Annotated in this window: 19 protein-coding genes; 13 read left to right on the top strand and 6 right to left on the bottom strand. The window is 48.4% G+C overall.

The window, feature by feature from the left end; all coding sequences use genetic code 11:
• Nucleotides 1–37: 37 nt before the first annotated feature.
• The gene (locus tag SSED_RS14565) at nt 38–727 is read left to right on the top strand and encodes a helix-turn-helix transcriptional regulator (protein WP_012143122.1); all 690 of its coding nucleotides are present in this window, start codon (nt 38–40) and stop codon (nt 725–727) included.
• Between the two features lie 120 nt (nt 728–847).
• A complete protein-coding gene (locus SSED_RS14560) occupies nt 848–2,158 on the top strand; it encodes a WD40 repeat domain-containing protein (RefSeq protein WP_012143121.1) in 1,311 nt (436 codons plus the stop codon).
• Between the two features lie 128 nt (nt 2,159–2,286).
• Here the strand turns inward: SSED_RS14560 and SSED_RS14555 are convergent, their stop codons facing one another.
• Entirely contained in the window at nt 2,287–4,359 is a 2,073-nt protein-coding gene (locus tag SSED_RS14555) for a methyl-accepting chemotaxis protein (protein ID WP_012143120.1), read from the bottom strand.
• A gap of 542 nt (nt 4,360–4,901) precedes the next feature.
• Here SSED_RS14555 and SSED_RS23680 point away from each other — a divergent pair.
• Entirely contained in the window at nt 4,902–5,276 is a 375-nt protein-coding gene (locus SSED_RS23680; RefSeq protein WP_012143118.1) for an EF-hand domain-containing protein, read from the top strand.
• Between the two features lie 149 nt (nt 5,277–5,425).
• Here the strand turns inward: SSED_RS23680 and panP are convergent, their stop codons facing one another.
• The 4 genes from panP to bioA form a co-directional block, all read right to left on the bottom strand.
• The gene (panP, locus tag SSED_RS14545; protein ID WP_012143117.1) at nt 5,426–7,078 is read right to left on the bottom strand and encodes a pyridoxal-dependent aspartate 1-decarboxylase PanP; all 1,653 of its coding nucleotides are present in this window, start codon (nt 7,076–7,078) and stop codon (nt 5,426–5,428) included.
• Between the two features lie 196 nt (nt 7,079–7,274).
• Nucleotides 7,275–8,459, bottom strand: a complete 1,185-nt coding sequence (locus tag SSED_RS14540) for a glycerate kinase (RefSeq protein WP_012143116.1) — start codon at nt 8,457–8,459, stop codon at nt 7,275–7,277.
• Nucleotides 8,460–8,576: 117 nt separating this feature from the next.
• Nucleotides 8,577–9,935 carry a GntP family permease gene (locus tag SSED_RS14535; RefSeq protein WP_012143115.1) on the bottom strand — a complete coding sequence of 453 codons (1,359 nt, stop codon included), beginning with the start codon at nt 9,933–9,935 and terminating at the stop codon, nt 8,577–8,579.
• 352 nt (nt 9,936–10,287) lie between these two features.
• Nucleotides 10,288–11,655, bottom strand: coding sequence for an adenosylmethionine--8-amino-7-oxononanoate transaminase (gene bioA / locus SSED_RS14530; protein ID WP_012143114.1), 1,368 nt, complete (start codon nt 11,653–11,655; stop codon nt 10,288–10,290).
• A gap of 110 nt (nt 11,656–11,765) precedes the next feature.
• Here bioA and bioB point away from each other — a divergent pair, with 110 nt between their 5' ends.
• The 5 genes from bioB to SSED_RS14505 all read left to right on the top strand — a co-directional run bounded on the left by bioB (nt 11,766) and on the right by SSED_RS14505 (nt 18,140).
• A complete protein-coding gene (gene bioB, locus SSED_RS14525) occupies nt 11,766–12,830 on the top strand; it encodes a biotin synthase BioB (RefSeq protein ID WP_012143113.1) in 1,065 nt (354 codons plus the stop codon).
• A 28-nt stretch (nt 12,831–12,858) separates the two neighbouring features.
• Entirely contained in the window at nt 12,859–14,049 is a 1,191-nt protein-coding gene (locus SSED_RS14520) for an 8-amino-7-oxononanoate synthase (RefSeq protein WP_012143112.1), read from the top strand.
• Between the two features lie 60 nt (nt 14,050–14,109).
• Nucleotides 14,110–14,910, top strand: a complete 801-nt coding sequence (locus tag SSED_RS14515) for a methyltransferase domain-containing protein (RefSeq protein ID WP_012143111.1) — start codon at nt 14,110–14,112, stop codon at nt 14,908–14,910.
• A gap of 10 nt (nt 14,911–14,920) precedes the next feature.
• Nucleotides 14,921–15,601, top strand: coding sequence for a dethiobiotin synthase (gene bioD / locus SSED_RS14510; RefSeq protein ID WP_012143110.1), 681 nt, complete (start codon nt 14,921–14,923; stop codon nt 15,599–15,601).
• Between the two features lie 544 nt (nt 15,602–16,145).
• A complete protein-coding gene (locus tag SSED_RS14505; protein ID WP_012143109.1) occupies nt 16,146–18,140 on the top strand; it encodes a bifunctional metallophosphatase/5'-nucleotidase in 1,995 nt (664 codons plus the stop codon).
• Between the two features lie 71 nt (nt 18,141–18,211).
• Here the strand turns inward: SSED_RS14505 and pepE are convergent, their stop codons facing one another.
• Nucleotides 18,212–18,955: a dipeptidase PepE gene (gene pepE, locus SSED_RS14500; protein ID WP_012143108.1), complete on the bottom strand. Its 744-nt coding sequence runs from the start codon at nt 18,953–18,955 to the stop codon at nt 18,212–18,214.
• 279 nt (nt 18,956–19,234) lie between these two features.
• On the opposite strand from pepE, the gene htpX reads away from it, so the two are divergent.
• The 5 genes from htpX to SSED_RS14475 all read left to right on the top strand — a co-directional run bounded on the left by htpX (nt 19,235) and on the right by SSED_RS14475 (nt 23,891).
• Nucleotides 19,235–20,098 (top strand): protease HtpX, encoded by an 864-nt coding sequence (gene htpX / locus SSED_RS14495; RefSeq protein ID WP_012143107.1) that lies wholly within the window; start codon nt 19,235–19,237, stop codon nt 20,096–20,098.
• 393 nt (nt 20,099–20,491) lie between these two features.
• Nucleotides 20,492–20,839 (top strand): tetraheme c-type cytochrome CctA, encoded by a 348-nt coding sequence (gene cctA, locus SSED_RS14490; protein WP_012143106.1) that lies wholly within the window; start codon nt 20,492–20,494, stop codon nt 20,837–20,839.
• 353 nt (nt 20,840–21,192) lie between these two features.
• Nucleotides 21,193–22,053, top strand: a complete 861-nt coding sequence (cobA, locus tag SSED_RS14485; protein WP_012143105.1) for a uroporphyrinogen-III C-methyltransferase — start codon at nt 21,193–21,195, stop codon at nt 22,051–22,053.
• A complete protein-coding gene (locus SSED_RS14480; RefSeq protein WP_012143104.1) occupies nt 22,050–23,222 on the top strand; it encodes a glycosyl transferase in 1,173 nt (390 codons plus the stop codon). The genes cobA and SSED_RS14480 overlap by 4 nt, the downstream gene beginning before the upstream one ends.
• 72 nt (nt 23,223–23,294) lie before the next feature.
• On the top strand, nt 23,295–23,891 hold the full coding sequence (locus SSED_RS14475; RefSeq protein WP_012143103.1) for an ANTAR domain-containing response regulator: 597 nt from the start codon (nt 23,295–23,297) through the stop codon (nt 23,889–23,891).
• Nucleotides 23,892–23,941 lie beyond the last annotated feature (50 nt).

Below are 23,941 nucleotides of genomic sequence, written 5' to 3'. Positions count from 1 at the left end.
TGGGAAGATGAGAACGTATAGATGCTAAAGGATGACAATGCGCCGCGCCGATAGATTATTTCAAATTGTACAAATATTAAGACATCGAAGGCTCACGACCGCCAAGGAGTTGGCAGAGCGATTAGAGGTATCGACACGGACCATTTACCGTGACGTACAAGACTTGTGTCTGAGCGGTATTCCCATCGAAGGAGAGGTGGGTGTGGGATATCTGTTGCGCCAAGAGGTGAGTGTTCCTCCTCTGATGTTTAATGAGGTCGAGCTCGAAGCGATACAAGTCGGGATGCGTATGGTGCAGGCGCGGGGCGGAAAAGAGTTAGCCAGCGCAGCCAGACAGGCGATGATTAAAGTGGAGGCCGTGTTGCCGACGCGGTTGCAGGAATATCAATCTTTGATGTTTGCCCCCGACTTCTATATCGACAGTGATGAATTTGAATTCTTGGATCTGCTTCGCAAAACCTCCAGAGAGCGGGAGTACCTGCAGATGGATTATAAAGATGCTAAGGAAGCGGTGACCCGGCGGGAGTTACGTCCTCTGGCCATCTATTTCTGGAAAGGATTATGGACCCTGCTTGCCTGGTGTGAACTGCGAAACGATTTTCGAAACTTCAGGGTAGACCGGATAGCCGACTTGACTCCACTGGGGCGTCATTTCGGCCTGACGCCCGGTCAGGAGATGCATGACTATATCGAGTTGATGGAAGCCGAGTATGGCAGTCGAAACTGAGGTGTATGCTCCCTTCGTCGGAGTTACGTCATTGATTTATCGGGTAACAGAGCCTTTCGGACGGTATTGACTAATATTGAATAGAATCGATTGTGATATCACCAGAAAGGAGATGTGGTTATGCCATTGATAAAGTTAATACAGCGCCTCTTGCCCTTGCTGGTGTGCGCCTCACTTTTCGGTTGCTCCCTCACTTCTCATAGTACAAGTTCAGATAGCAAGCTCACTGCGACAATTCCTACGACAATGGTGCAGGTATTGATTGATAACGAAGCGTGCATCGATGGCTTAGATAACCCCAGAGCGGTAAAAATCTCCCCCGATGGCACTCACGCTGTCGTTGCCAGCGGTGACGATAATTCACTGGCTATCTTCGATATAGATGATGATTTCACCTTGAGTTTTAATCGGGTATTTAGAAACAATAGCTATGGCGTTACCGGTCTGGAGGGCGCTTCGCAGGTGGCTTTTCTTCCCAGTGGTAATAAGATGTTTACCGTGAGCTTTTATGACAGTGCGCTGGTGGTCTTCGAGCGCGGTGAAGAACATCAATATAGGTTCAAGCGCAGGCTGAGTGACGGGCTGAGTATTGAACGCATCTTTAAGGACCCGGAGCCCTTTGGGGCTATAGATACACTAGGTTTACTAGGGGCTTGGGATGTCGTTGTTTCCGGCGATGGCCAACAGCTATTTATTGCCAGTTATAAGAGTAATGCGCTCTCGGTATTTGACGTATCAGGTGACAAGGTGGTTCCTAATCGAGTCGAGGGAGGGGAGTCGGGGTTAGGTGGCGCCGTAGCGCTCGCCCTGTCAGCCGATAATACTCTACTGGCTATTACAGGCTTTGATGAACATATGCTGACACTATATAACCGCACAATGGATGGTGAGTTAGAGTTAAGTCAGACCTTGAGAGGAGGGGATGTGGGGATCCCTCAGCTGGTTAACCCACAAGCCGTTAGATTTTCGCCCGATGGTCATTTTATCTATGTCGCCTGTTCGGGAAGTGACGCTATTGTGGTACTTAATCGAATTGAAGAAGTGTCCGGTTCTGGGACCGGGAAAGGGGAAGATGCGGCAAAGTATGCCCTGTTCCAAATCCTGACCAACGATCAACTCGGCGGTGGCTTGAAAGGTGCCGGCAGTTTAGCTGTTTCACCGGATGGACAGAGCGTTTTCGCTGCCGGTGAGGCTGATAGCGGTGTACTCGTGTTGAGAAAAGAAAATGACGGTCGGTTAAGCCTTGAATCAAAACTCTTTGATACTGAGTTGGTAAATAAAGGCTTACCCGCCGGTGACAACAAAGACATTAATCTCCTGGTAGGAGTCTCGTCACTTCAGCTCTCAAAAGATGGTCAATACTTGCTGGTGACGGCGGCAAAGCAAGATTCACTTTATGTACTTAAGCTAAAGGCTAGCGTATCAAAATAGCGGATATTTAAAGAAGAGAGGAGGTAATAAAAAAGGAAGAAGCTTAAACCTCTTCCTTTGTCTTTGTTTTAGAATTTATTATCAACGAGCGAACCTCTGATGGCTGTGCAACAGGGGCTTTAGCAACCTTACGACAGTTTAAACTTACTCACCAGCGCGGTGAGTTGCTCGTTAGCCGCAGCCAGGTTATGAGTGCTCTCGGCGGCTTCTACGCCGTTTTGAGTGAGCTCCTGTACCGTTGCCTGAATGGTACACATGTTGCGGTTGATCTCTTCGGTGACCGAGCTTTGCTCTTCGGATGCCGTCGCTATCTGCGAACTGAGATCGTTAATCAGAACTACAGAGTCAGACATGATATCTAAGCTTTCGGTGACCCTGGAGGTTTTTTCTGCCGCTTGTTGGCAACTCTTTTTCGTTGCATCCATCACTTCGACGGCACCGGCCGCATCTTGAGTTAAACGGGATAATATCACGTCAATCTCTGCGGTGCTGTCCTGAGTTCGCGCCGCCAAAGTACGCACTTCATCGGCGACCACAGCGAAGCCGCGTCCCTGTTCTCCGGCTCGGGCAGCCTCGATTGCTGCATTGAGTGCCAGCAAGTTGGTTTGATCGGCAATGCCACCAATCACACCAAGCACTGATACGATCTGTTGAGTATTGGTATTCATGGTATGGATGCGAGTCGATGCTTCATCGACCTCATTGACTAGTGCCATTACACTGCTGGAAGCATCGGAGACGATCTCTTTCGCTGCCATAGCCTCTTCGTTGGCGCTTTGTGTATTCGACGCCGTTTGAACCGCGCTCTGTGCTACGGTGTCGGCAGTTGAACTCATTTCTGTGATGGCGGTAACAGCCAGCTCAGTCTCAGAGGAGTGGGTGTTCAGTGCGACATTATTGCGCTCAGATTGTGCGTTAAGCTGCAAAATATCTTCGGTGATCTGAACCGTGGCCTGAGAGATCTCCAACATCATAGACTGCAGGTAACCGATGAAGTTATTGACCGATTGGCTGATGTCGCCCACCTCATCATTGGAGTGAATATCCAGGCGGGAGGTCAGGTCGGCTTCACCTGTTGAGAGTGTATCGATCCTATCTTTGAGTATCACCAGCTCTTTGATGATATGGCTGACGACCCATACAGATGCCAATAACGCAAAGATAAAGAGTACAGCAGCAAAGATGATGCTTTGTGTGACCTTCTCGGTAAAAATCTCTTCGGTAGCATTGGTCAAGCTTTCCTGGATCACCGTCACATCATTCAGGTAAGCCCCTGTACCTATAATCCAGCCCCATTCGGGCAGGATACGGCGCACATAACCTATCTTCTGCTCCGTCTGTCCGGTTTGCGGGTTTTCAAACTCCATGCGTACAAAGGCATCATCCTTCCCCCTGAGGCTGGCTACGGATTGTTTGGTGCTCTTTAGCGTTTTACCGACGACCTCCTGCTTAGGATGGGCAAGGATTTTCCCTTGATTGTCCTGGATCCAGAAGTAACCATTCTTACCGTATTTCGAGGCGGTAATATTTTTAAGTACTTCGTCAATCATGTCCTGCTTCAAGGTGCTGACATATTCACCGGTGGCGATGACCAGATTCATCGGCCTGAAATAGAAGGAGGCTGAGATCTTCTCCTCAACCTTGCCCGATGTCTCGTTGAGGAAGTAGTAGCTGGTAAAACCAACCTCCTGTCGTTTCGCCGCGTTTACAATATCACGACCGTAGTAATTGCCTTTCTTGTCGGTCGCATCCTTCTCATTTTTGCCTATGTAGCTTTTATGAGCACCATTGGCCACATTTACTATTGAGTCGGCGTCATAGGCGAAGATATAACGTCCATTATCCCAACGATATCCGTTGATGAAGGCATAAACAGCTATTTCGGCTTCTTCATGTGAGGCGCTAGTGTTGTAGATGCTTTTGATGGTGTCGGTGAACGTTGTCAGCTCGGCTTGTAAAGCCGATTTGATGTTCGTGACTTTAGATTGCTCATACAGCCCGGATATCGACAGGGTGATACTGTCTACCTGGCCCTTCAACTTATCGTTAATGAGCAGCTCGACCTTATCTGTGACGTTTTTTTCCTGCTCTTCGAGTACCGCAACTTCGGTACTTATCATGTTGGTGATAAAAAAAGCACTGATGGCGAGTAATGCAACACAAACCGTTGCAATGAGTTTTACCTTTATGGTCATTTTCATTGTGTTTCCGTCCCACAGTTATGACTGGCGAAAATAAAAAAAGCAGTGGATTCTATCGATCTGTATCGGGTTGCACAATTAGTGATATCTGTATCTGTGATGTGTGAACTTGTTATTTGTATGCTGGTTGGTTGTAATTCGAAATTTAATCATTTAAAGCTAATATTATCTGTATGTTAGCCGGTGATTTTTTAGTGATACATTCAGTTTTTAACCATCAAACATGTCATTTGTTTGCTTGTTTTGTGGTGCTGGGAGTGAAAATAGAGAATATTGATTCAAGCGCCTATATTCGTAATGGCGTAAATATCGTCACTTTTGGAACCGAGGGTTCTACTGCAAATTTATTGTATTTAAGTGTTTGCTGTAACACTCGTTTTTGCTCTATTCGAGATGTTTGTCACTACCATGTCGATTTTAAGGTGATATATTTTTCCTGGTTAAAAAAACAACATGGCGGGAGTGCTTGTTAATATCATAAGCCCTGTTTTCAATACGGTTACAAACACTGCCGATGGTGAACATTCATTTGGAGATAAATCATGGAAATAATCAAGGGTTCAATACCTCTTGGTTTGATTGCTGCTTTTGCCGGTGCAGTCATACCTGTCTACGTTCTGGCAACAGGTTTACAGACCGATTTACAGACAGAGTTTCACAAAGAGCTACCTGCGCGTGGGCCAATTCCTTTCGCCGTTTTTGACCATGATGCTAATGGCTTCATTACCGCCGAGGAGTTCGAGGCCACCCGTAATGCACGAATGGCGATGAAAGCAAGTGAGAATCGCCCCATGCACGGAAAGACAAACATGTGCTCATTTACGGGTATAGATAAAGATGGCGATGATGAGATAAGTCGGAATGAGTTTGCGAGCCACCAGTCTGAGCGGCGTCATAATATGATGTCAAAACAGTAATTTTAATATGTATAGGGCTGAAAGACATCCTTCATTTCGGCACTAAATTCAGTCGTTTATCCAGTTGTTCAACTAGATGTTTAACTAAATTTAGTGCCCATGTTTCTCTTACGTGATCCAGCGCGTGCCAGACTTATTTACGACGCGTATCAATGAGCGGCCAGTTCCAGCAACTGGGGCAAGAATTTTTTATCTGTCGAGGCGATCTGCGTCTGTTCGACGAGTACCTGTTGTAGAATTTCATTGGTCGTCAATGGATTTGCCAGCACGACGCGAAATACCACGGATTTCAGATCGACATCTATGTCATGGCAGTGTTCAGGATTAATACGGGTACGGGAGACGAAGGAGGTGCCTTGCTCACGTTGACGTTTCTGCACAAACTTAGTTAATCCATCGAGCAGGCGATTAAACTGCAATAATCGCTCAATATCGCCATCGGTTCTTGCTTGTTGCATAGCCTTTTGCACCGACTCAGGAACATATCGATAGGTCAGCAGACACAACTCAGGTTCTGACACCAGTTCAAAATTATCTGTCGTCTTGATGAGTTCGGCAAAATAACGGGCTTTTTCCAGGCTGTTATTGATCAGGATCTCATAGCCGTCTCTCCCGATTATCTGCAAACAGGCGTGGACTAACATCGCCATACCCGGACGAGATCCCTCCAGAGTCTGACTACCGAGATCTTTTGAGCCTTTACGCAGAATGTACTCGGCGTGATGCTTGATAGCATTGGCGAAGGTGGGGTCTTTGAAGATCACCATGCCGGCGCCCATGGGCACATACATCTGTTTGTGGGCATCTATGGTCACCGAGTCGGCGCGCTCTATCCCTTTAAGCAGGTGACGGTATTTCTTGGATAGCAAGGATGCACCGCCCCAAGCCGCATCGACATGGAAGTGACAGTCCAGCTCTTCTGCCAATGTGGCCAGCTTATCTAAGGGGTCGATATTACCTGTCTCTGTGGTGCCGGCTACGCCCACTATCGCCATGACCTTAATATTGTCACGCTCAAGCGCCTTAGCCGTGACACGCATCTTATCCACATCCACCCGGTTGTCATTGGATGTGGGTATTTGAATGATGTTTTCCCGGCCAATACCGAGTAGATCGGCGGTTTTACCCAAAGAGTAGTGGCCACGCTCGGAGACGAGAATGGCTAAATCGTTGTAACCATAATGGCGTAACCCCTTCATCAGCCCCTGAGCCGCGATGCCTTTAAAGTCGCCATCGGCTTTTAATAGCTGGTTACGGGCAGTCCACAAGGCCGTGATGTTAGCTACGGTTCCGCCGGAGCAAAATGCGCCGAGGGAGACGTTTGCGCTGTGCATCCAGCTATTGTAAAACGTTTCATTCTCATCGTAGATGAGGTGATGCATCATGCCCAAAACCTGACGTTCGAGTGGCGTAAAGGCCTTCGAGGTTTCAATTTTAACCAGGTTTTGATTGAGTCCCACCATCATCTTGGACAGAGGCAATACAAAATAGGGCAGCGCCGAGGTCATATGGCCGATGAAGCTGGGGGCCGAGGTGTGCACCGAGTGCGCCACTAAGGTTTTCATCATCTCATCGGCATAATCTGAGACAAACTTAGGGGCAGCGGGGATTTGATGTTCCTGAAAGTCGCGTTCTATTTCGGTTAACGGCTTTTCGACCGCAACCACGCTCTCTTGCAAGAATCCCATTAAGTTTTGCGAGATATTTTGTTCAATGACGCTCAGGGTTGAACCTGGGGCTTCGGGGATAGTGAAAATACGTAGTAACGCCTCTTCGGAAGCTTTTGCTTGTCTTGCTGTCATCGCGGGTGTCGTCTCTTACCTGGCGAGCCTTTTCTATAGACGTATCTATCGAATGCCGAATACCAAAATGGGAAGTCACTTTACTTTATGATTTATAGCGCATCAAGGGGAAAAGTGAAATCCATTTCATCTTCTGCTAGGGGAGGTTATATAGGTAGTGTTTTCCACTTATTCGTGGAGTTGGCTTTATCCGGGGTTAATCTGACAAGTTCATGGCATACAGGGCCGCTATATTTTGAGAACTTGTGTACAGATTATGCTTGGCATTGGCCAATACATCTTCTAGTGGCATCGCCCTTGGTGTGATAGAGAAAATGGCCTTCATTCCATGTTGCAGAAGTACGTTGGCATCATCACTGACACAGCCTGCTATGGCGATGACAGGGATATTTTGTGCATTGGCGAGACGCGTGACTCCCATAGGAGTTTTACCGTGTAGGGTTTGGCTGTCGAGTCGTCCCTCACCTGTGATCACTAAGTCGGCGCCTTTGAGCTTCTCGGCCAGGTTGACGGTTTGCATGACAATGTCGATGCCGGGTCTGAGTGACGCATTAAGAAAGGCCATTACACCGAGCCCCATGCCGCCTGCAGCGCCTGCTCCCGGGCTATGTCGTCTGTCGGTTATGCCGGACTGTACAATCACATCGGCATATTGTGATAGCGCGTTATCCAGGGTGACGACCATCTCTGGCGTGGCGCCTTTTTGTGGCCCGAAAACGCTCGAGGCTCCCGTGTCTCCACACAGCGGATTATTGACGTCGCAAGCGACCTCAAACTCGCACTGTTCAATCAAGGGGTGGCGGTCGGTGAGATCTATGCTGTGTAGTCTGCTTAGCGCTGCACCGCCCACACTTAACACTTTATTATTAACGTCCAGAAGATGGATGCCGAGGGCCTGAGCCATACCGGCACCCCCATCGTTAGTGGCGCTGCCACCTAAACCGATTAAAATTCGTTGAATGCCACGGTTGAGGGCATCACAGATAAGCTCTCCCGTTCCATAGCTGGTGGTTATCTCAGGATCTCTGTGCTGGGCGCCGACATGGTGCAGACCCGAGGCGGAGGCCATCTCGATAATGGCAGTCCTCTTACGAGAGTGAGAGGTGTTATCTGAAATGTCATCTACAGGAATGCCAACTCCTAAGATGCCATAGTGAGCGCGGACCCGGTTACCCAAGGGGCCGGTAACCTCAAGTTCAATGATCTCTCCCTGTGTCGCGTCCACCATAGATTGCACCGTGCCCTCTCCGCCATCGGCAACGGGCACCTTGATGAATTCGGCGTCAGGCATGACCGACTTGAAGCCGCCTTCAATTTCATTGGCCACTTCCATCGCACTCAGGCTCTCTTTAAATGAATCGGGGGCGATAACTATTTTCATTGATGTTCCTATCACGAGCTTCTTTATTGATATCGAAAAAGTGGGGGAGTCATGTAAGCCGTTTCTGAATACCCATAACGGGTATCCAGAAACTCGGCGTTATGTCTAATAAACGAGTTAGAGGAGTACCAAGCTTAGAATATACACTAATGTCATGGCCGTCAGGCCCTGAATGAGTGTCGCCATAGTTTGTGCCTTGTACGCCTGTTTAACGCTCATGCGGCTGAACTGAGTCACGACCCAGAAGAAGCTGTCATTGGCGTGTGATACTGTCATCGCACCGGCGCCGATAGCCATTACCGTCAGGACGCGTCCCATATCACTGGCAAGGCCGATATCGCCTAACATAGGTGCGACCAGTGCGGAGGTCGCGACAAGCGCAACGGTTGACGAGCCTTGAGCCGATTTAAGCGCCGCAGCCACGATAAACGGCATAAAGATACCGATACCCAGTGCCGACAGTGAAGTTCCCAGGAAGGTACCAATATCCGTTGCCTTAAGGACTGCACCGAAGGCACCGCCGGCTCCTGTGATCAACAAGATTGGCGCGGCAACGACAAGTCCCTGGCTGATACGCTCACTGAACTCTTTGATCTTATCATTGCTCTTAAGCAATGAAAGCGACAGGAACAGACCAATCATCAAGGCATTAACGGGTTGGCCTAAGAAAGCCAGGACATCGAACAAGATGCCATCACCCAAAGGAGAGGTTGGGAAGTTGGCGATCGATCCTAGGCAGATGAGAAGAATTGGCACGAAAATCGGTGCAAAGGCGCGCTTAGCACTCGGTAGTACACCGTATGTCTCCTTCAATTTTTCGAAATCTTCGACGTTACTCTTAAGTTCCTCTGCGCCTTCACCATCGGGTTCGGTATTGGCGAAACGGTTTGCCCACAATGTTCCTGCTAAGGCAGCAATAGCCGCAACAAAGACACCGACGAAGATGACCAAGCCTAAGTTTGACTCAAGGCCTAAGTTACCCGCCGCAGCAATAGGACCGGGTGTTGGAGGCACAAATGTATGGGTCGCGTATAAACCAGTAGCCAGTGCGACACTCATAGAGACGCTGGATACTTGCATGCGGTTTGCCATCGACTGTTTAAGTGAGTTCAGGATCACAAATCCCGAGTCACAAAATACCGGGATAGAGACCAGGTAACCGATGATAGACATGGTGAGTGTCGGGAAACGTTTTCCCAGCACCTTAATCACCACATCAGCCATGGTGATGGCGGCGCCGCTTTTCTCTAAAATCGTACCGATAATCGTACCTAGCACAATGACCAGACCGATATAGCCCAGAATGCCGCCAAAACCTGAGGTAATGGTTTTGGCGATACTCGCGCTGGGCAGACCGTAGGCAAAGGCGGTCATAAATGACGCCAGGATTAAGGTTAGAAATGGATGTAGTTTGAATTTTGATGTAGCGATGACAATGAAAAGAATCACTGCCAACAAAATGATAATTTGGCTCATAGGGTGTCCCTGTATTGGGTATTATTAGTTATTGGCCATGAGGTAGGGACAAGAGTGGAACATTGAATCAAGTTCAACACACACGCTTTTCCCTAAGGTATTTCAGGCTTGGGCTATTATCCTGAGATATGCACAATCTGGCTTCGTGTCTGGTCACGGAATTACCGATTTTATCTGGCCTGTTTTTGTGCGTATGCACAAAAAAACCTTTAACACCCAATTTATTGTGATCTTGGTTGGGCTTTTTTACAGATGGCCTAATTTTATCAATGGGGTATGAGGTTCTATCTCGATGGGGACTGTTCTTTTAAAAAGCCAGGTAACGACAGTCACCCGGCTCTGCTGTTATCCATCAGCCATGGCTGATGAAGCCGGCCTCTTTGCTGCTCGCCGTTATCCCTTTGGCAACATGTTTCATCGCCGATGTCAGCTTAGTGAGCTCTGCCGAGGTGATAACGAAAGGGGGCATGATATAGATGAGGTTGGAAAAAGGCCTGATCCATACGCCCAGGTCGACAAACTCCTGCTGAAGCTCGGCGGTGTTCACCGTCGAGTTCATCTCGATAACACCGATGGCGCCCAACACCCGCACATCTTTGACCTCCGGGTAATCGATGGCGCCTTTGAGCTCTATCTTCATCTGGCGTTCGATCTGTTTGATTTGATCTTGCCAATCATCTTGGGCGAGAAGATCCAGACTCGCACAGGCGGCGGCGCAGGCCAGAGGATTGCCCATAAACGTAGGTCCATGCATGAATACGCCGGCCGGTGAATCGCTTATCCCTTGCGCCACCTCATCACTGCACATAGTCACGGCGAGTGAGATATAGCCCCCCGTCAGGGCCTTACCCAGACAGAGAATATCCGCTTCTACGCACTGTCCATCAATAGCGGCATGCTCGTAGGCAAACAGTTTTCCGGTGCGGCCAAAGCCGGTCGCTATCTCATCGAGAATAAGTAACACATTGAATTCATCACAGAGTTTACGCAGCCCGATAAGGTACTCAGGACTGTAGAAGCGCATGCCACCGGCGCCCTGAAGAATTGGTTCTATGATCACGGCGGCGATTTCACTGTGCTGTGAAATGAGCTTAGCGCGCATCTCATCGAGATCGTGGCTTAACAGAGGCTCGTCAAATCTGCTTTGGGGCGCCGAGACAAATTCATGTTGGGTGACGCTGTCGCCAAACATAGTGTGCATGCCGCCTTCGGGGTCGCACACACTCATGGCGGCGAAGGTATCACCATGGTAGCCACACTTGACGGTGAGGATGCGCTGCTTCTGACTCTGGCTTCGGCCTTGCCAATATTGCAGTGCCATCTTAAGTGCCACCTCAACGGCGATGGAGCCCGAGTCGGCCAGGAAGACTTTTGTCAGCTTGGGGCTAGTTATCCCGACGAGCTTCTTCGATAACTCGATGGCTGGCTGGTGGGTGATCCCACCGAACATCACATGACTTAAGGTGCCGAGTTGCTGCTGCATGGTATCGAGAATGGCCGGATGACTGTAACCATGTACGCAGGCCCACCATGAGCTGGTGCCATCGACTAAGACCTTGCCGTCGTCGAGTGTGAGCTCGCAGCCCTGAGCCGAGACGACGCCGAAAGCCGGCAGTGCCTGGGTCATCGAGGTATAGGGGTGCCAGATATGTTGTTTATCAAATTCAAAGTCGATAGATGAGGTTTGAGCATGATTTTTTGGTAAATTAGTCTTGTTCATATTTTAACCGTTAGTAAACCTGTTTATCTGGTTGGCGTTGACAGATTACGACCTACAGGTATCCTAGGCAACATAAAAAAGAGATATCTTGAGTAAGAAGGGTAAGTTAAATGTCTGATATACAGCTGCGTCACGATTGGAAACATGATGAAATCGAAGCACTCTTTGCTTTACCTATGAATGATCTCCTGTTTAAGGCGCATTCATTGCATCGTCAGGTTTTTGATCCTAACGAAGTGCAGATCAGCCGACTGCTATCGATTAAAACCGGTGCTTGCCCGGAAGATTGTAAATATTGTCCTCAAAGTGCCCGATACGATACAGGCCTCGAGAAAGAGCGCCTGATCGAGATTGAAAAGGTGCTCACCGAAGCCCGCAGTGCCAAAGCTGCCGGTGCCTCGCGTTTCTGTATGGGCGCAGCATGGCGTAACCCCCACGCTCGCGATATGCCCTATCTGAAAGATATGGTAAGTGAAGTGAAGGCGATGGGCATGGAAACCTGTATGACACTGGGTATGTTGTCCGGCACTCAAGCTGAAGAGTTGGCCGAGGCCGGACTCGATTACTACAACCATAATTTAGATACCTCCCCCGAGTATTACGGTGAGATCATCACGACCCGCACCTATCAGGACAGGTTGGATACCCTTTCCAATGTTCGCTCCGCAGGCATGAAGGTCTGCTCCGGCGGGATCGTCGGCATGGGTGAGCAGGCGAGTGACCGTGCGGGTCTGTTACAGCAACTGGCTAATATGGAGCAGCATCCGGATTCTGTTCCGATCAATATGTTAGTTAAAGTGGCGGGGACGCCATTTGAGAATTTAGACGATCTCGACCCTCTCGAGTTTGTTCGCACCATCGCCGTGGCTCGAATTATTATGCCTCACTCCCGGGTACGTCTGTCGGCGGGTCGCGAGAAGATGACCGACGAGATGCAAGCCATGTGTTTCTTTGCCGGTGCCAACTCAATTTTCTATGGCTGTAAGCTACTCACGACCAATAACCCGGAAGAGAATGAAGATATGACCCTGTTTAAGCGTCTGGGTCTGCATCCTGAGCAGGGCAAGTATGCCACCGTCGAAGATGATAAAGAGGTGATGGCTAAGGCGAGTGCTAAGGCCAATGCCATTAAAGATAAGCAAAGCGGTGCATTTTATGATGCAGGCGCACTCTAGTTACTATTGTTGAACGAGAAGGGCTGAAGTGATTGTGTCTGATGTTAGCGCCGGGTCTAAGGCTAAAAAACACTCTTTATCCGATAAGATTAGGAGCAAACAGGCTCAGCTTAACGATGCCGGCCTGTTGAGGCGCAGACAAGCCTTAACGCCAATTGAGGGAGAGACGGTAGACTTTTCCTTGAATGGCAGGCACTACCTTAATTTCAGTAGCAATGATTATCTTGGACTCTCTCAGGCGTCAGGGCTGCTCGATTCACTCAATACCGGTGCCAAGAGATATGGCGTCGGCAGTGGCTCCTCTCCTTTAGTCACGGGCTACAGTGAGGCGCACGTACGCCTGGAGCAAACGCTCTGCCAAATTACCGGACACGAAGCGGGGCTGCTATTCTGCTCAGGTTTCAGTGCAAATTCTGCATTGATGAAAACCTTGTTCGGTAGCGGTGATACCGTGATTGCCGATAAGTTGGTTCATGCCTCGATTATCGACGGGTTAACCGACAGCGAGGCGACATTTAAACGTTTTTTGCATAACGATATTCAAAGTGCCGATCGATTAATCGCTAAATACTCCCCCCAAGCCGTTATCACCGAGAGCATATTCAGTATGGATGGTGATATGGCGCCCCTCGAGGCGCTATCAACATCTTGCAAACGAAATAACAGCTGGTTGATTGTCGATGACGCCCATGGTTTCGGCATTCAGGCCGCCCTGGGTAATTATGTTCCCGCCAGCGCCGAGCTTGCCGATGTACAGGTAGTCACCTTCGGCAAGGCCCTGGGTTGTCAGGGCGCTGCGATTCTGGGCAGTCAGGCATTAATCGACTTCTTAGTGTCTAACGCCAGAGATTATATCTACTCGACGGCGCTTTCTCCGGCGAATGCCTGTGTCGCGTTGGCGGCGGTGGAGCTGACACAAGAATCCGATGAGCGGGCATTAACCTTGGCCGATAACATCCATTACTTTAAACGGGCTTGCTCGTTAGCTAACATAGGCCTGACAGAATCGATAACACCCATTCAACCGCTGATCATCGGTGATGTCGATAAAACGGTGTGGGTTGCTCAGCAGTTAAATGAGTCCGGGATCTGGGTCGGTGCGATACGTCCCCCAACCGTGCCTAAGGGGAGCGCCCGATTAAGGATAACTATCACTGCGATCCACACACATGATGAGTTAGACAGGCTCGTCAGCGCCTTAACCCAGGCGCTTGGTTAAGACTGAGAAAGTACAACAGTAAAATCAATCATTGTTGAATGAGAGTGAGCATATAGTTTGATGAAACCCGAAGTAGTGAGTCATGGGGTAAAACCGACAATCGATGAGAGCGTGGTAGCCGAGCGGTTTTCTGCTGCAGCCAAAACCTACCATAGGCATAACTGTTTGCAGAAACTCTCCTGTGAGGCCTTATTCAGCGGTATGCGTCCTAACGGAGCCTTGCTCGATATCGGGGCGGGACCGGGTACAGATTTCAGTCAGTTTACAGAACTCTCATCCGTGATAGCGTTAGACATCGCCGCAGGTATGCTTGAGCAGCTTAATAAAAATTTCCCTGACTATGAGACGGTATGCGCCGACGCTAAAACGATTCCACTGCCAAAAAGCAGTATCGACAGCGTTTATTCTAACTTAGCCCTACAGTGGTGTGATGATTTGGCACAGTCTTTTCACAGTACAGCTAATGTACTCAGACCAGCCGGAGAGTATCATTTAGCCGTGGTGGCACAGGGAAGCTTAGCTGAGTTGACTCAGTTAGGTTTCAGGGCTAATGCGTTCCGCGCCTTGTCTGAGATAAGCTCACAGTTCGATACACAAGAGTGGCAAATAAAATCGTCAAGGCTCGAGTCGATGACGGTCTATTTCGATGATCTTAAGGAGCTACTCTATTCCATCAAAGGGGTCGGGGCTTCAATCCATGCCGATGCCAAGGTGAGCAGTCAGTCTAAATCTATGGTCAATCATGGTATACGCGGACGGGGTGACTGGATGAAACTCCTCGAGAAAGCGGAGAAGTTAAGAACGCCACAAGGCATTCCCTTGACCTATCAGATAGCAATCATTCGCGCAGTAAAGAGATAAAAGGTAAATCATGATCTACTTTGTCACGGGGACCGATACCGATTGCGGTAAAACATTCATCAGTGCTGCGCTGCTTAATCGGGCCAAAGAGATGGGGAGCCATACTCTGGGACTTAAGCCCATCGCTTCTGGCTGTGAAAGAACTGAACATGGGCTTAGAAACAGTGATGCGCTGAGTTTAATGGCAGAGTCGACTATCGAGCTCGATTATGCCTTGGTTAACCCCGTTTCATTCGAGCCGGCGATTGCCCCCCACATTGCCGCCAGCCAAACTGGCGTCGATATCGGCCCCGGGTCGGTACTCAATCGATTGAGTGGTGCACTGGAAGGCTTGAATGGCAGTGAACTATGTATCATTGAGGGAGCGGGAGGTTGGCGCTTACCCTTAGGTGAGGGGCACTTTCTCTCTGAAGTGGTTCAGCAGCTTTCGGTGCCTGTTATCTTAGTGGTTGGAGTTAAGCTTGGCTGTTTGAATCATGCTGTACTCACACAGGAAGCAATAAAGGCCGATGGATTAGAGATGGGGGGCTGGATTGCCAACATCGTCGATGGCGACACCAGTTGCCTTGAGGAGAACCTGGCCAGCTTACAGTCATTGATGAGTGGACCCTGTTTAGGTGTGGTGCCTCACCTGAAGGAACTGAGCATAGAGACGGCCGCAAGCTATCTGAATATCGACTCTCTGATATGAGCTCATCGAAGGGATTCAACGCCATATCGAACTCTGCTATCTGGGAGTAAGCTAACTGTATAGCGCTCACCCCTGTAATACCTTTGCTAGTTCTGCAACCATATACGGTGATGCCTCCGTCGCATTAGATTGTTAATGTTATTAACACTGATGAGGTAAAAAGTTGAATTCTTATAGTGTGATGGACTTTGCTGGATAGAATTCGTTAACTATTTATCATTTTTGCGATATGGCTAGTGAATAATGAATAAATTAATTGTTACCAAATCAGCGGTTGAATTCCTTTATTAGAAAAACAAGAAAAACATTTATATGCCTTTTGAGTATAATTAAATTTGTTTTTATTTCTCTTTGATTTTAAAAATCATTTCTTTGATACTAAATATTATATATGTTGCACAGGGTTGATCATTTGTGGTTTGACTTGTGCGTTTCTCGTTATCGGTATTGTGATTAAGTTGCTGGTTGTTAAGGTTTTTTGTTGTGGCTCACTCTTTTTTATTCTGATATTTTCATTTCGGGTCTTAATAAAGAAGAAATAACAATGAAACTACAGAAAACGATATTAGCTGTTGCTTTACTTACTGCATTATCTGCGTGTTCGAGTGACGATGATAATAATGCGGCGTTTAGCCTCACTATTGCACATGTCAACGATACTCACTCCAACTTCGATCCGGTCAAATCCAGCTTTTCCATGGGAGAAGAGGGCGACGTTGTATTTAACGAGTTTGGTGGCTACCCAAGAGTGCTCGAGGCAGCCAACGACATAAAGGAAGATGCTGCAGAAGCTAAGGAACCCTTGCTATTCCTGCACGGTGGTGACGCTTGGCAGGGAACCGCTTATTTCAAACTAAATGACGGTATGGCCAATGCCGATCTGCTATCACAGATGGGCATAGATGCGATGGCTCTGGGTAACCATGAGTTCGATCTGGACACCACTAAGCTGGCTTCATTTATCGATGCGGTAAACTTCCCGCTGCTCGCCAATAACATGAATGCAGACAACGATCCTGCACTCAGTGGCTTGTCTAACCTATTACCCTATCAGCTGTTCGCATTTAACGGTGCCGTAAAACGTAAGATCGCTACGATTAGCGATGCAACGGCGAGTGAGCAAGTGGTTGCCGTCGTCGGTGTAGTACTCGAAGATATGCCTACGATTGCAACAGGTACCGGTGAGGCGACATTCTCAAGTGAGATTGAAACCACTCAAAAGACGGTCGATCAGTTAAAAGAGAAAGGGGTTAACAAGGTTATCGTCTTGTCCCATATCGGCAATGCCCGAGATGTTGAGCTGGCGGCCGGTACAACGGGTATCGATGTGATCGTTGGTGGTCACTCACATACCTTGCTGGGGGATTTTACCGAGCTTGGACATGGTGATAATGGTCAGTATGCTCAGCTTGTCACTCAAAAAGATACAGTGGGTAAGACCTGTATCGTTCAGGCCGGACAATACGCACAAGCCATAGGTCAGGCGAGTGTAAGCTTCGATGATAAGGGTGAACTCCTGACATGTAACGGGCAGAATACGCTGCTCTCTAATGAAACCTATTACAGCGATGCCATGCGTGAGCCTGGTAGCCTGCTTACCGGAGATGCCCATCAGAAGGTTGAGAGCTTCATCGACTCCAGCATTCAGATCGATGATGTAGACGAAGATGTGGCTCTTCGAGCGCATATTGACGCGACCTATAAGCCGGCGGTTGAAGAGGCTTATGGTGAAGTGGTTGCTACTGTGAGTGAAGATATCATTCATGAGCGCCGCCCGGGCGATAAGGGCACCGACATGCATGGCTCTGATGTCGCACCGCTTATCGGTGAAGGCATGGTTTACTGGGCAAACCAGGAAGGCGTTAAGTCGGTCACCGGTAAGACGGTTCAAATTGGCCTTGTCGGCGCCGGTGGTGTCAGAACCAATATCGATGCCGGTGAGTTCAGAGAAGGTAATGCAAGTCTTGAGATGTTACCGTTTTCTAACTACCTTTCTGTCTTGACCATTAACGGTGTGGTGCTGAAAGATCTGTTAACCACGACCATAGATGCGACACTGCCCGAAGGCAGCCATGCCGGTAAATTCCCTTATGTGGGCGGCATGCGTTATACCTTCACCGAAGATGTGAAACAGCAAAGTGGCCACATCAGTCAGCTTGAGTTAAATACCGGCACCGAAGTCGAGCCTAGCTGGGAGGTGATTCAGGACTCGGGTGAATATGTCGTTATCGTTAATAACTACAATGCCAGCGGTAACGACGGCTGGAATGCCTTGGGTGAGGCACAGCTTAAGTCAACCGATCGTGTCGACATAGTGATAAGTGGCGATAACTACAAGTCTTATGCGGTCGATCATCTGACCTTCGATGAGGCCAGCGGCAAATTCAGTGTCGTCTATGAGGGCGCTGAGCCGAGCTGTGATGATGGCGGAGCAGATATCTGTAATACCGATGCACGCTCTTTCATCGATTATGCCGATCATAAGAAAGTGTTAGAGGCGCTTCCATTCGAGTCGACGACTGTGATCTACAAAGACTAAACGGGTTCTGAACCACTCAGAAAGCCTCTAAAGCGCATTCATCCGAATGCGCTTTTTTATTTCCGGTTAATTCATTTATGAGGCATCAATAGGTGGGAAAGCTCACTACCGATGGGTATCGGTATCTCCTGCTGCAGGCCGCAAAACAGGAAGGCTTGTTTGTCGCCGATAAGGGATAGCTTGTCTCCCTGTCTCCATAATGCCGTTCCCTCCTGAATGGCGACGATGGGAGTGACAGGATCGACACAGGTAAATTCGAGTAATCGCTGCGCTCGAGTCTCACCATTGTGACCCGGGGCCTGGAAGTTGGTGTAATGTGGATTGAGTTGAAAGGGGAGTATCCCCAGGCTATTAAAGGAGCTTGGCTCAACGATAGGCATATCATTGGTGGTTCGAATGCTTAGGCCGGCAATATTTGAGCCAGCACTCCAACCTATATATGGCTTACCTTCACTTACCTGATTAGCTATGAGTTTTACGAGATCGTGCCTGTACAGCTGATGCAGCAGATTGAAGGTATTCCCCCCTCCAACTAATATTCCATCGGCTTGCTGAACCGCCTGTCTGGGATCTTCATATTGATGGATCCCGCTTATTTCAATATTGAGCTCACCTAAGCTGGATATCACCCTTGTCAGATAAGCGTCGTGGCTGATACTGACGCCTGCATAGGGGATAAACAGCCACTTTTGATTTTGCGGTTCGATCTGGTTCGCCAACTCAGCGATCAAGGGCTTAATAAAGGGGATGGCGTGGGCAAGATACGGCGTGTCTCCAACACGTGAGCTGGAGAGAAGTAAGGCATTCATAGTCATATTCAGTCCCTTGTTAGCTAAATTTAAGTCATATTAACAAAGATTAATGCCTATCTGCATCTGCTGCCAGTGTAGAGCTCAAATTTTTAAGATTAGCTTAATGTAAGCCTCCTAGACTGCACACTCTTTAAATTTATGGTTTTGTCGTGAGTCCGAATTGAGTTGAATTTGTTCAGTTATACATATTCTTACTCTTCATCCCTTGAATTCTCGCTTTTTGGACATATTATGTCTTTAAGAACGCAAAATCTGGTACTCAGGTACTCTACAGGAGCTTAAATGAAGCGTATTTTTTTATTGATTGCGACGAACATGGCAATCTTACTCGTGGCCTCTATCGTGATGTCGATTCTAGGGGTTAATACATCGACCATGGGCGGCTTACTCGTGTTTGCTGCTATTTTTGGTTTTGGCGGCGCATTTATCAGTTTGGCTATCTCAAAGTGGATGGCGAAGAAAACCATGGGTTGTGAGGTTATTACCACACCTCGTGATAACACCGAGCGTTGGTTAGTTGAAACCGTTGCCCGTCAAGCGGAGCAAGCCGGTATCAAGATGCCTGAAGTGGCCATCTATCAATCTCCCGAGCTTAATGCTTTTGCTACCGGCCCGAGTAAAGATAACTCGCTGGTCGCTGTGAGTAGTGGTCTGCTATATGGCATGAGCCAGGATGAGATCGAAGGTGTCCTCGCCCATGAAGTCAGCCATGTCGCTAACGGTGATATGGTGACCCTGACCTTAATTCAGGGCGTAGTTAACACCTTCGTTATCTTCGCTGCACGTGTCGTTGCCGGTATCATCAACAACTTCGTTTCCAGTAACGATGAAGAGGGTGAAGGCCTGGGGATGTTTGCTTACATGGGCGTCGTGTTCGTGTTGGATATGCTATTTGGTATTCTCGCGTCTATGATCGTAGCCTACTTCTCCCGTATTCGAGAGTTTAAAGCCGATGAGGGTGGTGCTCGCCTGGCGAGTAAAGAGAAGATGATTGCTGCACTCGATCGTCTACGTCAGGGCCCGGAAACCGGTGCGATGCCGGCTCAGATGGCCGCATTTGGTATCAACGGCAAAAAGTCGATGGCCGAAATGATGATGAGTCACCCACCTCTTGAAAAGCGCATCGCTGCATTGAGAGCGAGCTAATTCTTGAGTCAATAAGGACCGGCATAAAACCTGTCCAATAAAGAATAAACGGGAGCCTTGGCTCCCGTTTTCTTTGGCCATAACTGCATATTTATTGATTAGTCTGTGCACTGATATAGAAATGTTACGCTTACTGACATTATTCAGAATTGCATAGTGATAGCGTGATCAAGGTCACTTTAATGGCTTTATTGTTTGATTAAGCAAGGAGTTATTTGATTAAGCGCACATTTTCTTCTGAGGGCACTTGCTAAAGTATTATAAGCAGAAAAGTTGCGGTTTTGCAGTTCCTTAGCTATTTTATGCAAGGTCGTGCTAAGACTTTTGATAGCAAGATGGGGTTAGATCAAGAATAAAACTCCACTATGTTGTCTCTTAAAGAGGATATTTATAGTGAGCAAGAAAATTTTAAGTGCGTTATTTGGTGCTGGTTTAGCCGCTTTGGCTTTATCTCCGGCGGCTATGGCTGAATCACAAGAGCTTGCAGAGATGCACGCTGAGATGGATGGTTGTGAAGCATGTCATGCCGATGGTGAGCCGTCTGCAGATGGTGCATATGAGTTTGAACAGTGTCAAAGCTGTCACGGTACTCTAGATGAGATGGACGCCGTTCATCAGCCACACGAAGGCAACCTTATGTGTGCCGATTGTCATGCTCCACATGACATGAACGTGGGTGACAAGCCAGCTTGTGATAGCTGTCACGATGATGGCCGTACTGCAGAATCAACACTTAAGTAATATACTTAAGTCGTTTTCTACGGAAATTATTTAAAACGCCAGCCTGGAGCTGGCGTTTTTGTATCTGGGATCCGGTAAAACTCTTCTGTCTTCTGTTGTTTTTGTCGATATTTTAAATTCTGCCTGTACTGTTTTGGTGCAAAGGCATGCGCTTTTGTTGTTCAATCTATCTAGCCTCCTTCCTCTCTCGATTCTTTAGTTGATATAAAACAGTTGTTTAACTTTTGGTATACCGGTTGCAATACTCCCTTTATCGAACTTGTAGATAACACTTTCGTCGACTGAATGAATCTTTATACCGATTGGTATTAAATGTTCAGCGAATGAGGGGAATGCATTAGCGGAGGCCTGTTTTGAAAACTGCTGAAATCCTTGAACTGACTGGTGTACCTAAGGCGGAAACCCGGTTGCAGCGCACCTATAAGCTGGCTATCGTCGGTGCGGGTTGTGGTGACATCGAGTTGCTGACACTTAAAGCGGCACGGTTAATTTCATCGGCCGACGTCATCGTCTATGACGCACTGGTCAGTGACGACATTCTGAGTTTGGCACCCGAAGCGTGTGAGCTACATTTTGTCGGAAAGCGCTGTGGTCAGCCCAGTGCGAAGCAGGATGATATCAATGAACTCCTGCTACGGTGCGCCGTTAGAGGCTTGAGTGTGGTGCGCTTAAAAGGGGGGGATCCTAATGTCTTTGGCCGAGGTTGTGAAGAAGCGCTGTTTTTAGCCAGAAATGGCTTCGCCAGTGAGTTCATCCCTGGTGTGACCGCAGCGCTTGGGTGCGCCGCCAGTGCGGGGATCCCGTTGACACACAGAGGGGTGGCCAGATCTGTGACCCTGGTGACCGGCACTGTTTTTGATGACAGTGCTGTGTGCTGGCAATCTTTGCTGTCGGCTCAAACCAGTTTAGTCTTTTATATGGGCAAAGAGCAGGCAGCAAAGATAGCCCATGGTTTGTTGAATGCCGGTGCGAATGTTCAACTTCCCGTGGCATTTGTCAGTAATGGCGCACGGGCCAAGCAAATATTAACCTATACCAACTTAGGCAATATGGCCGACACGGCGAGAAAAATAGGGGTTGCCGGGCCCACGTTAATTATTGTTGGCGCAGTGGTCTCTGTGGGTAAAGAGCTATCCGGTTTAATGGATAGCATTAGCGATACAAGAGCTGAACCTGCTCTTGGACGCTTGGCGGAAGCCGGGAAACCGGTATGAAACAAGCATATCAGGCATTGATAAAAGCCTTAGGCCGTGGAGCGAAGGGTGCCAGATCGTTAAGCTTAAAAGAATCAATATTTCTTATCTCAGGTTTTCATACCGGCATAGGGAGCCAGGCACAGCTGGCTGCGGCGTTAATGTTAATGCGGGTTAGGGGTGAGAGTGCGACAGAGGTCGCCGGCGCCGCAATCGGTATCAAGTCTACAACCTGTGAACAGTGGCGTGAAGTTAAACCAACAATAGATTGGCCCTGTTATGCCGGTAAGCGTGAGTTGTTGCCCTGGCTATTGTTGGCGGCCAAAGTGTTGGCCGCTCAAGGTGAGCGGATACTGCTTCATGGCGATCCAAAATCACTGAGTCACCGCAAACATATTGCCGCCTTTGTCTCTGATTTGGATATCCCAAGCGTATCGACAGCGGATGAAGCCAAAGATGCGTTGGACCATGGGGGGATCTGCTATGTCGGTGCTGATAGTTTCTCGCCTCTGGTGGCTAAGTTTCGAGATTTGCATCAAGAACTTGGCTTGCGCAGTCTTTTCCAGACGGCGATACGCTGCATAAATCCGTGTAACGCTCCCATTAGCGTGAGAAGCTACTTTCATCCGGGCCTGGACGAGTTACACGCTGAGATAGCCAAGCTGATGGCCAGACACTCAGCTAATCAAGACTGTGACTACGGGCTAAGTTCTCTACATGAAAGCGTGGTTCAGGAGCGAGTCGGAGTTTTTAAAGGGGTGCAGGGTGAAAGCGAAGTCAATCCAAGGATCACGACTGAGTTGACGATTGTCTCTACTCATATCGGAGAAAATCAGAGGAGGGAGAAAGTTTCAATTCCTACCCTGTTAGAAGGGGTTATCGGGCTCAACACCTTAACTTCACATATTCAGTTGGAGTCAGGGCAAGCCTCCGCACTGCTTGCCGATGTGTGGTTATCGAACCCGGGAAGTGATGAAGTTTGTCTGTCTGGGTTTGAGCAACAAGAGAGCACAGAAAAGCTGATGCAGATAGCAAGTGCGAGTGTGATCGGGACCTTAGCTATGGTGTATCTGCTAAAGGGACGATGTGAGCATTTCAGTGAAGCCGAAGAGTTAGCGAGGACTAGCTGGTCTAGCCGTCATGGTGTTTTGATTAAACCTGCAGTGCATACGTGTGCTGAGCTTTCTTAACCGGCTTTATTGAATTAAGGGCTGCTTGAAAGTTTAGTTTGATCCATGTACTCACTTGATAAGGAAAGCGAGATGCGAATTTTCACTTTGTTCGATTCAACCTTTTGCCAAGGGCTTGAATCGCGTGGCCTGACACTGGCTAACTATCTGTATGCTTTGCAACCAGTTCTTGAGGTGAGTGTAAACAGTGAGCCTGATGAAATCATTCCACTGACTTCATTGCGAGCCTTGGAAAGTATCTCTCTTTCCCCTGAAGGTGATCAATTGCTGTTTTTCACAGCGAGTCTGACGGAGAAAGATATCTGTTTCTTACTCAGGTTGTTGCGTTTTTCCGCGATCCCTTTGATAGTGAACACTGCCCATTGGGAGGATGCGGGGCTGGCGAGATTACTCGAGTGCGGACGTGTTACTTTTGTTCCCGGAGAGCTGGACCACCTGAGAATATTGAGCATCATTCAGCTTTCCCGTCTGAGGTTTTCGCTTGCAACTATGCAGGTAAATAAAGTGTTGGCGCTCGAGTCATCTCTGGAAGCACAAAAGTTGTTGGCGAAGGCAAAAGCTGAGCTTCAGCGTCACGGCTTGAGTGAGTCAGAGGCACATAAGACCTTGCAGAGACAAGCTATGGAGAAGGGCATCTCCATAGAAAAACTCGTTTATCAGTTATCTTAATCTCGACTCGCTTCCTCGCTTCCTCGCTTCCTCGCTTCCTCGCTTCCTCG

Source organism: Shewanella sediminis HAW-EB3, assembly GCF_000018025.1.
Taxonomy (GTDB): Bacteria; Pseudomonadota; Gammaproteobacteria; order Enterobacterales; family Shewanellaceae; genus Shewanella; species Shewanella sediminis.
Note: the sequence above shows the minus strand (reverse complement) of the source record. Positions and strands in the feature narration are given on the sequence as shown.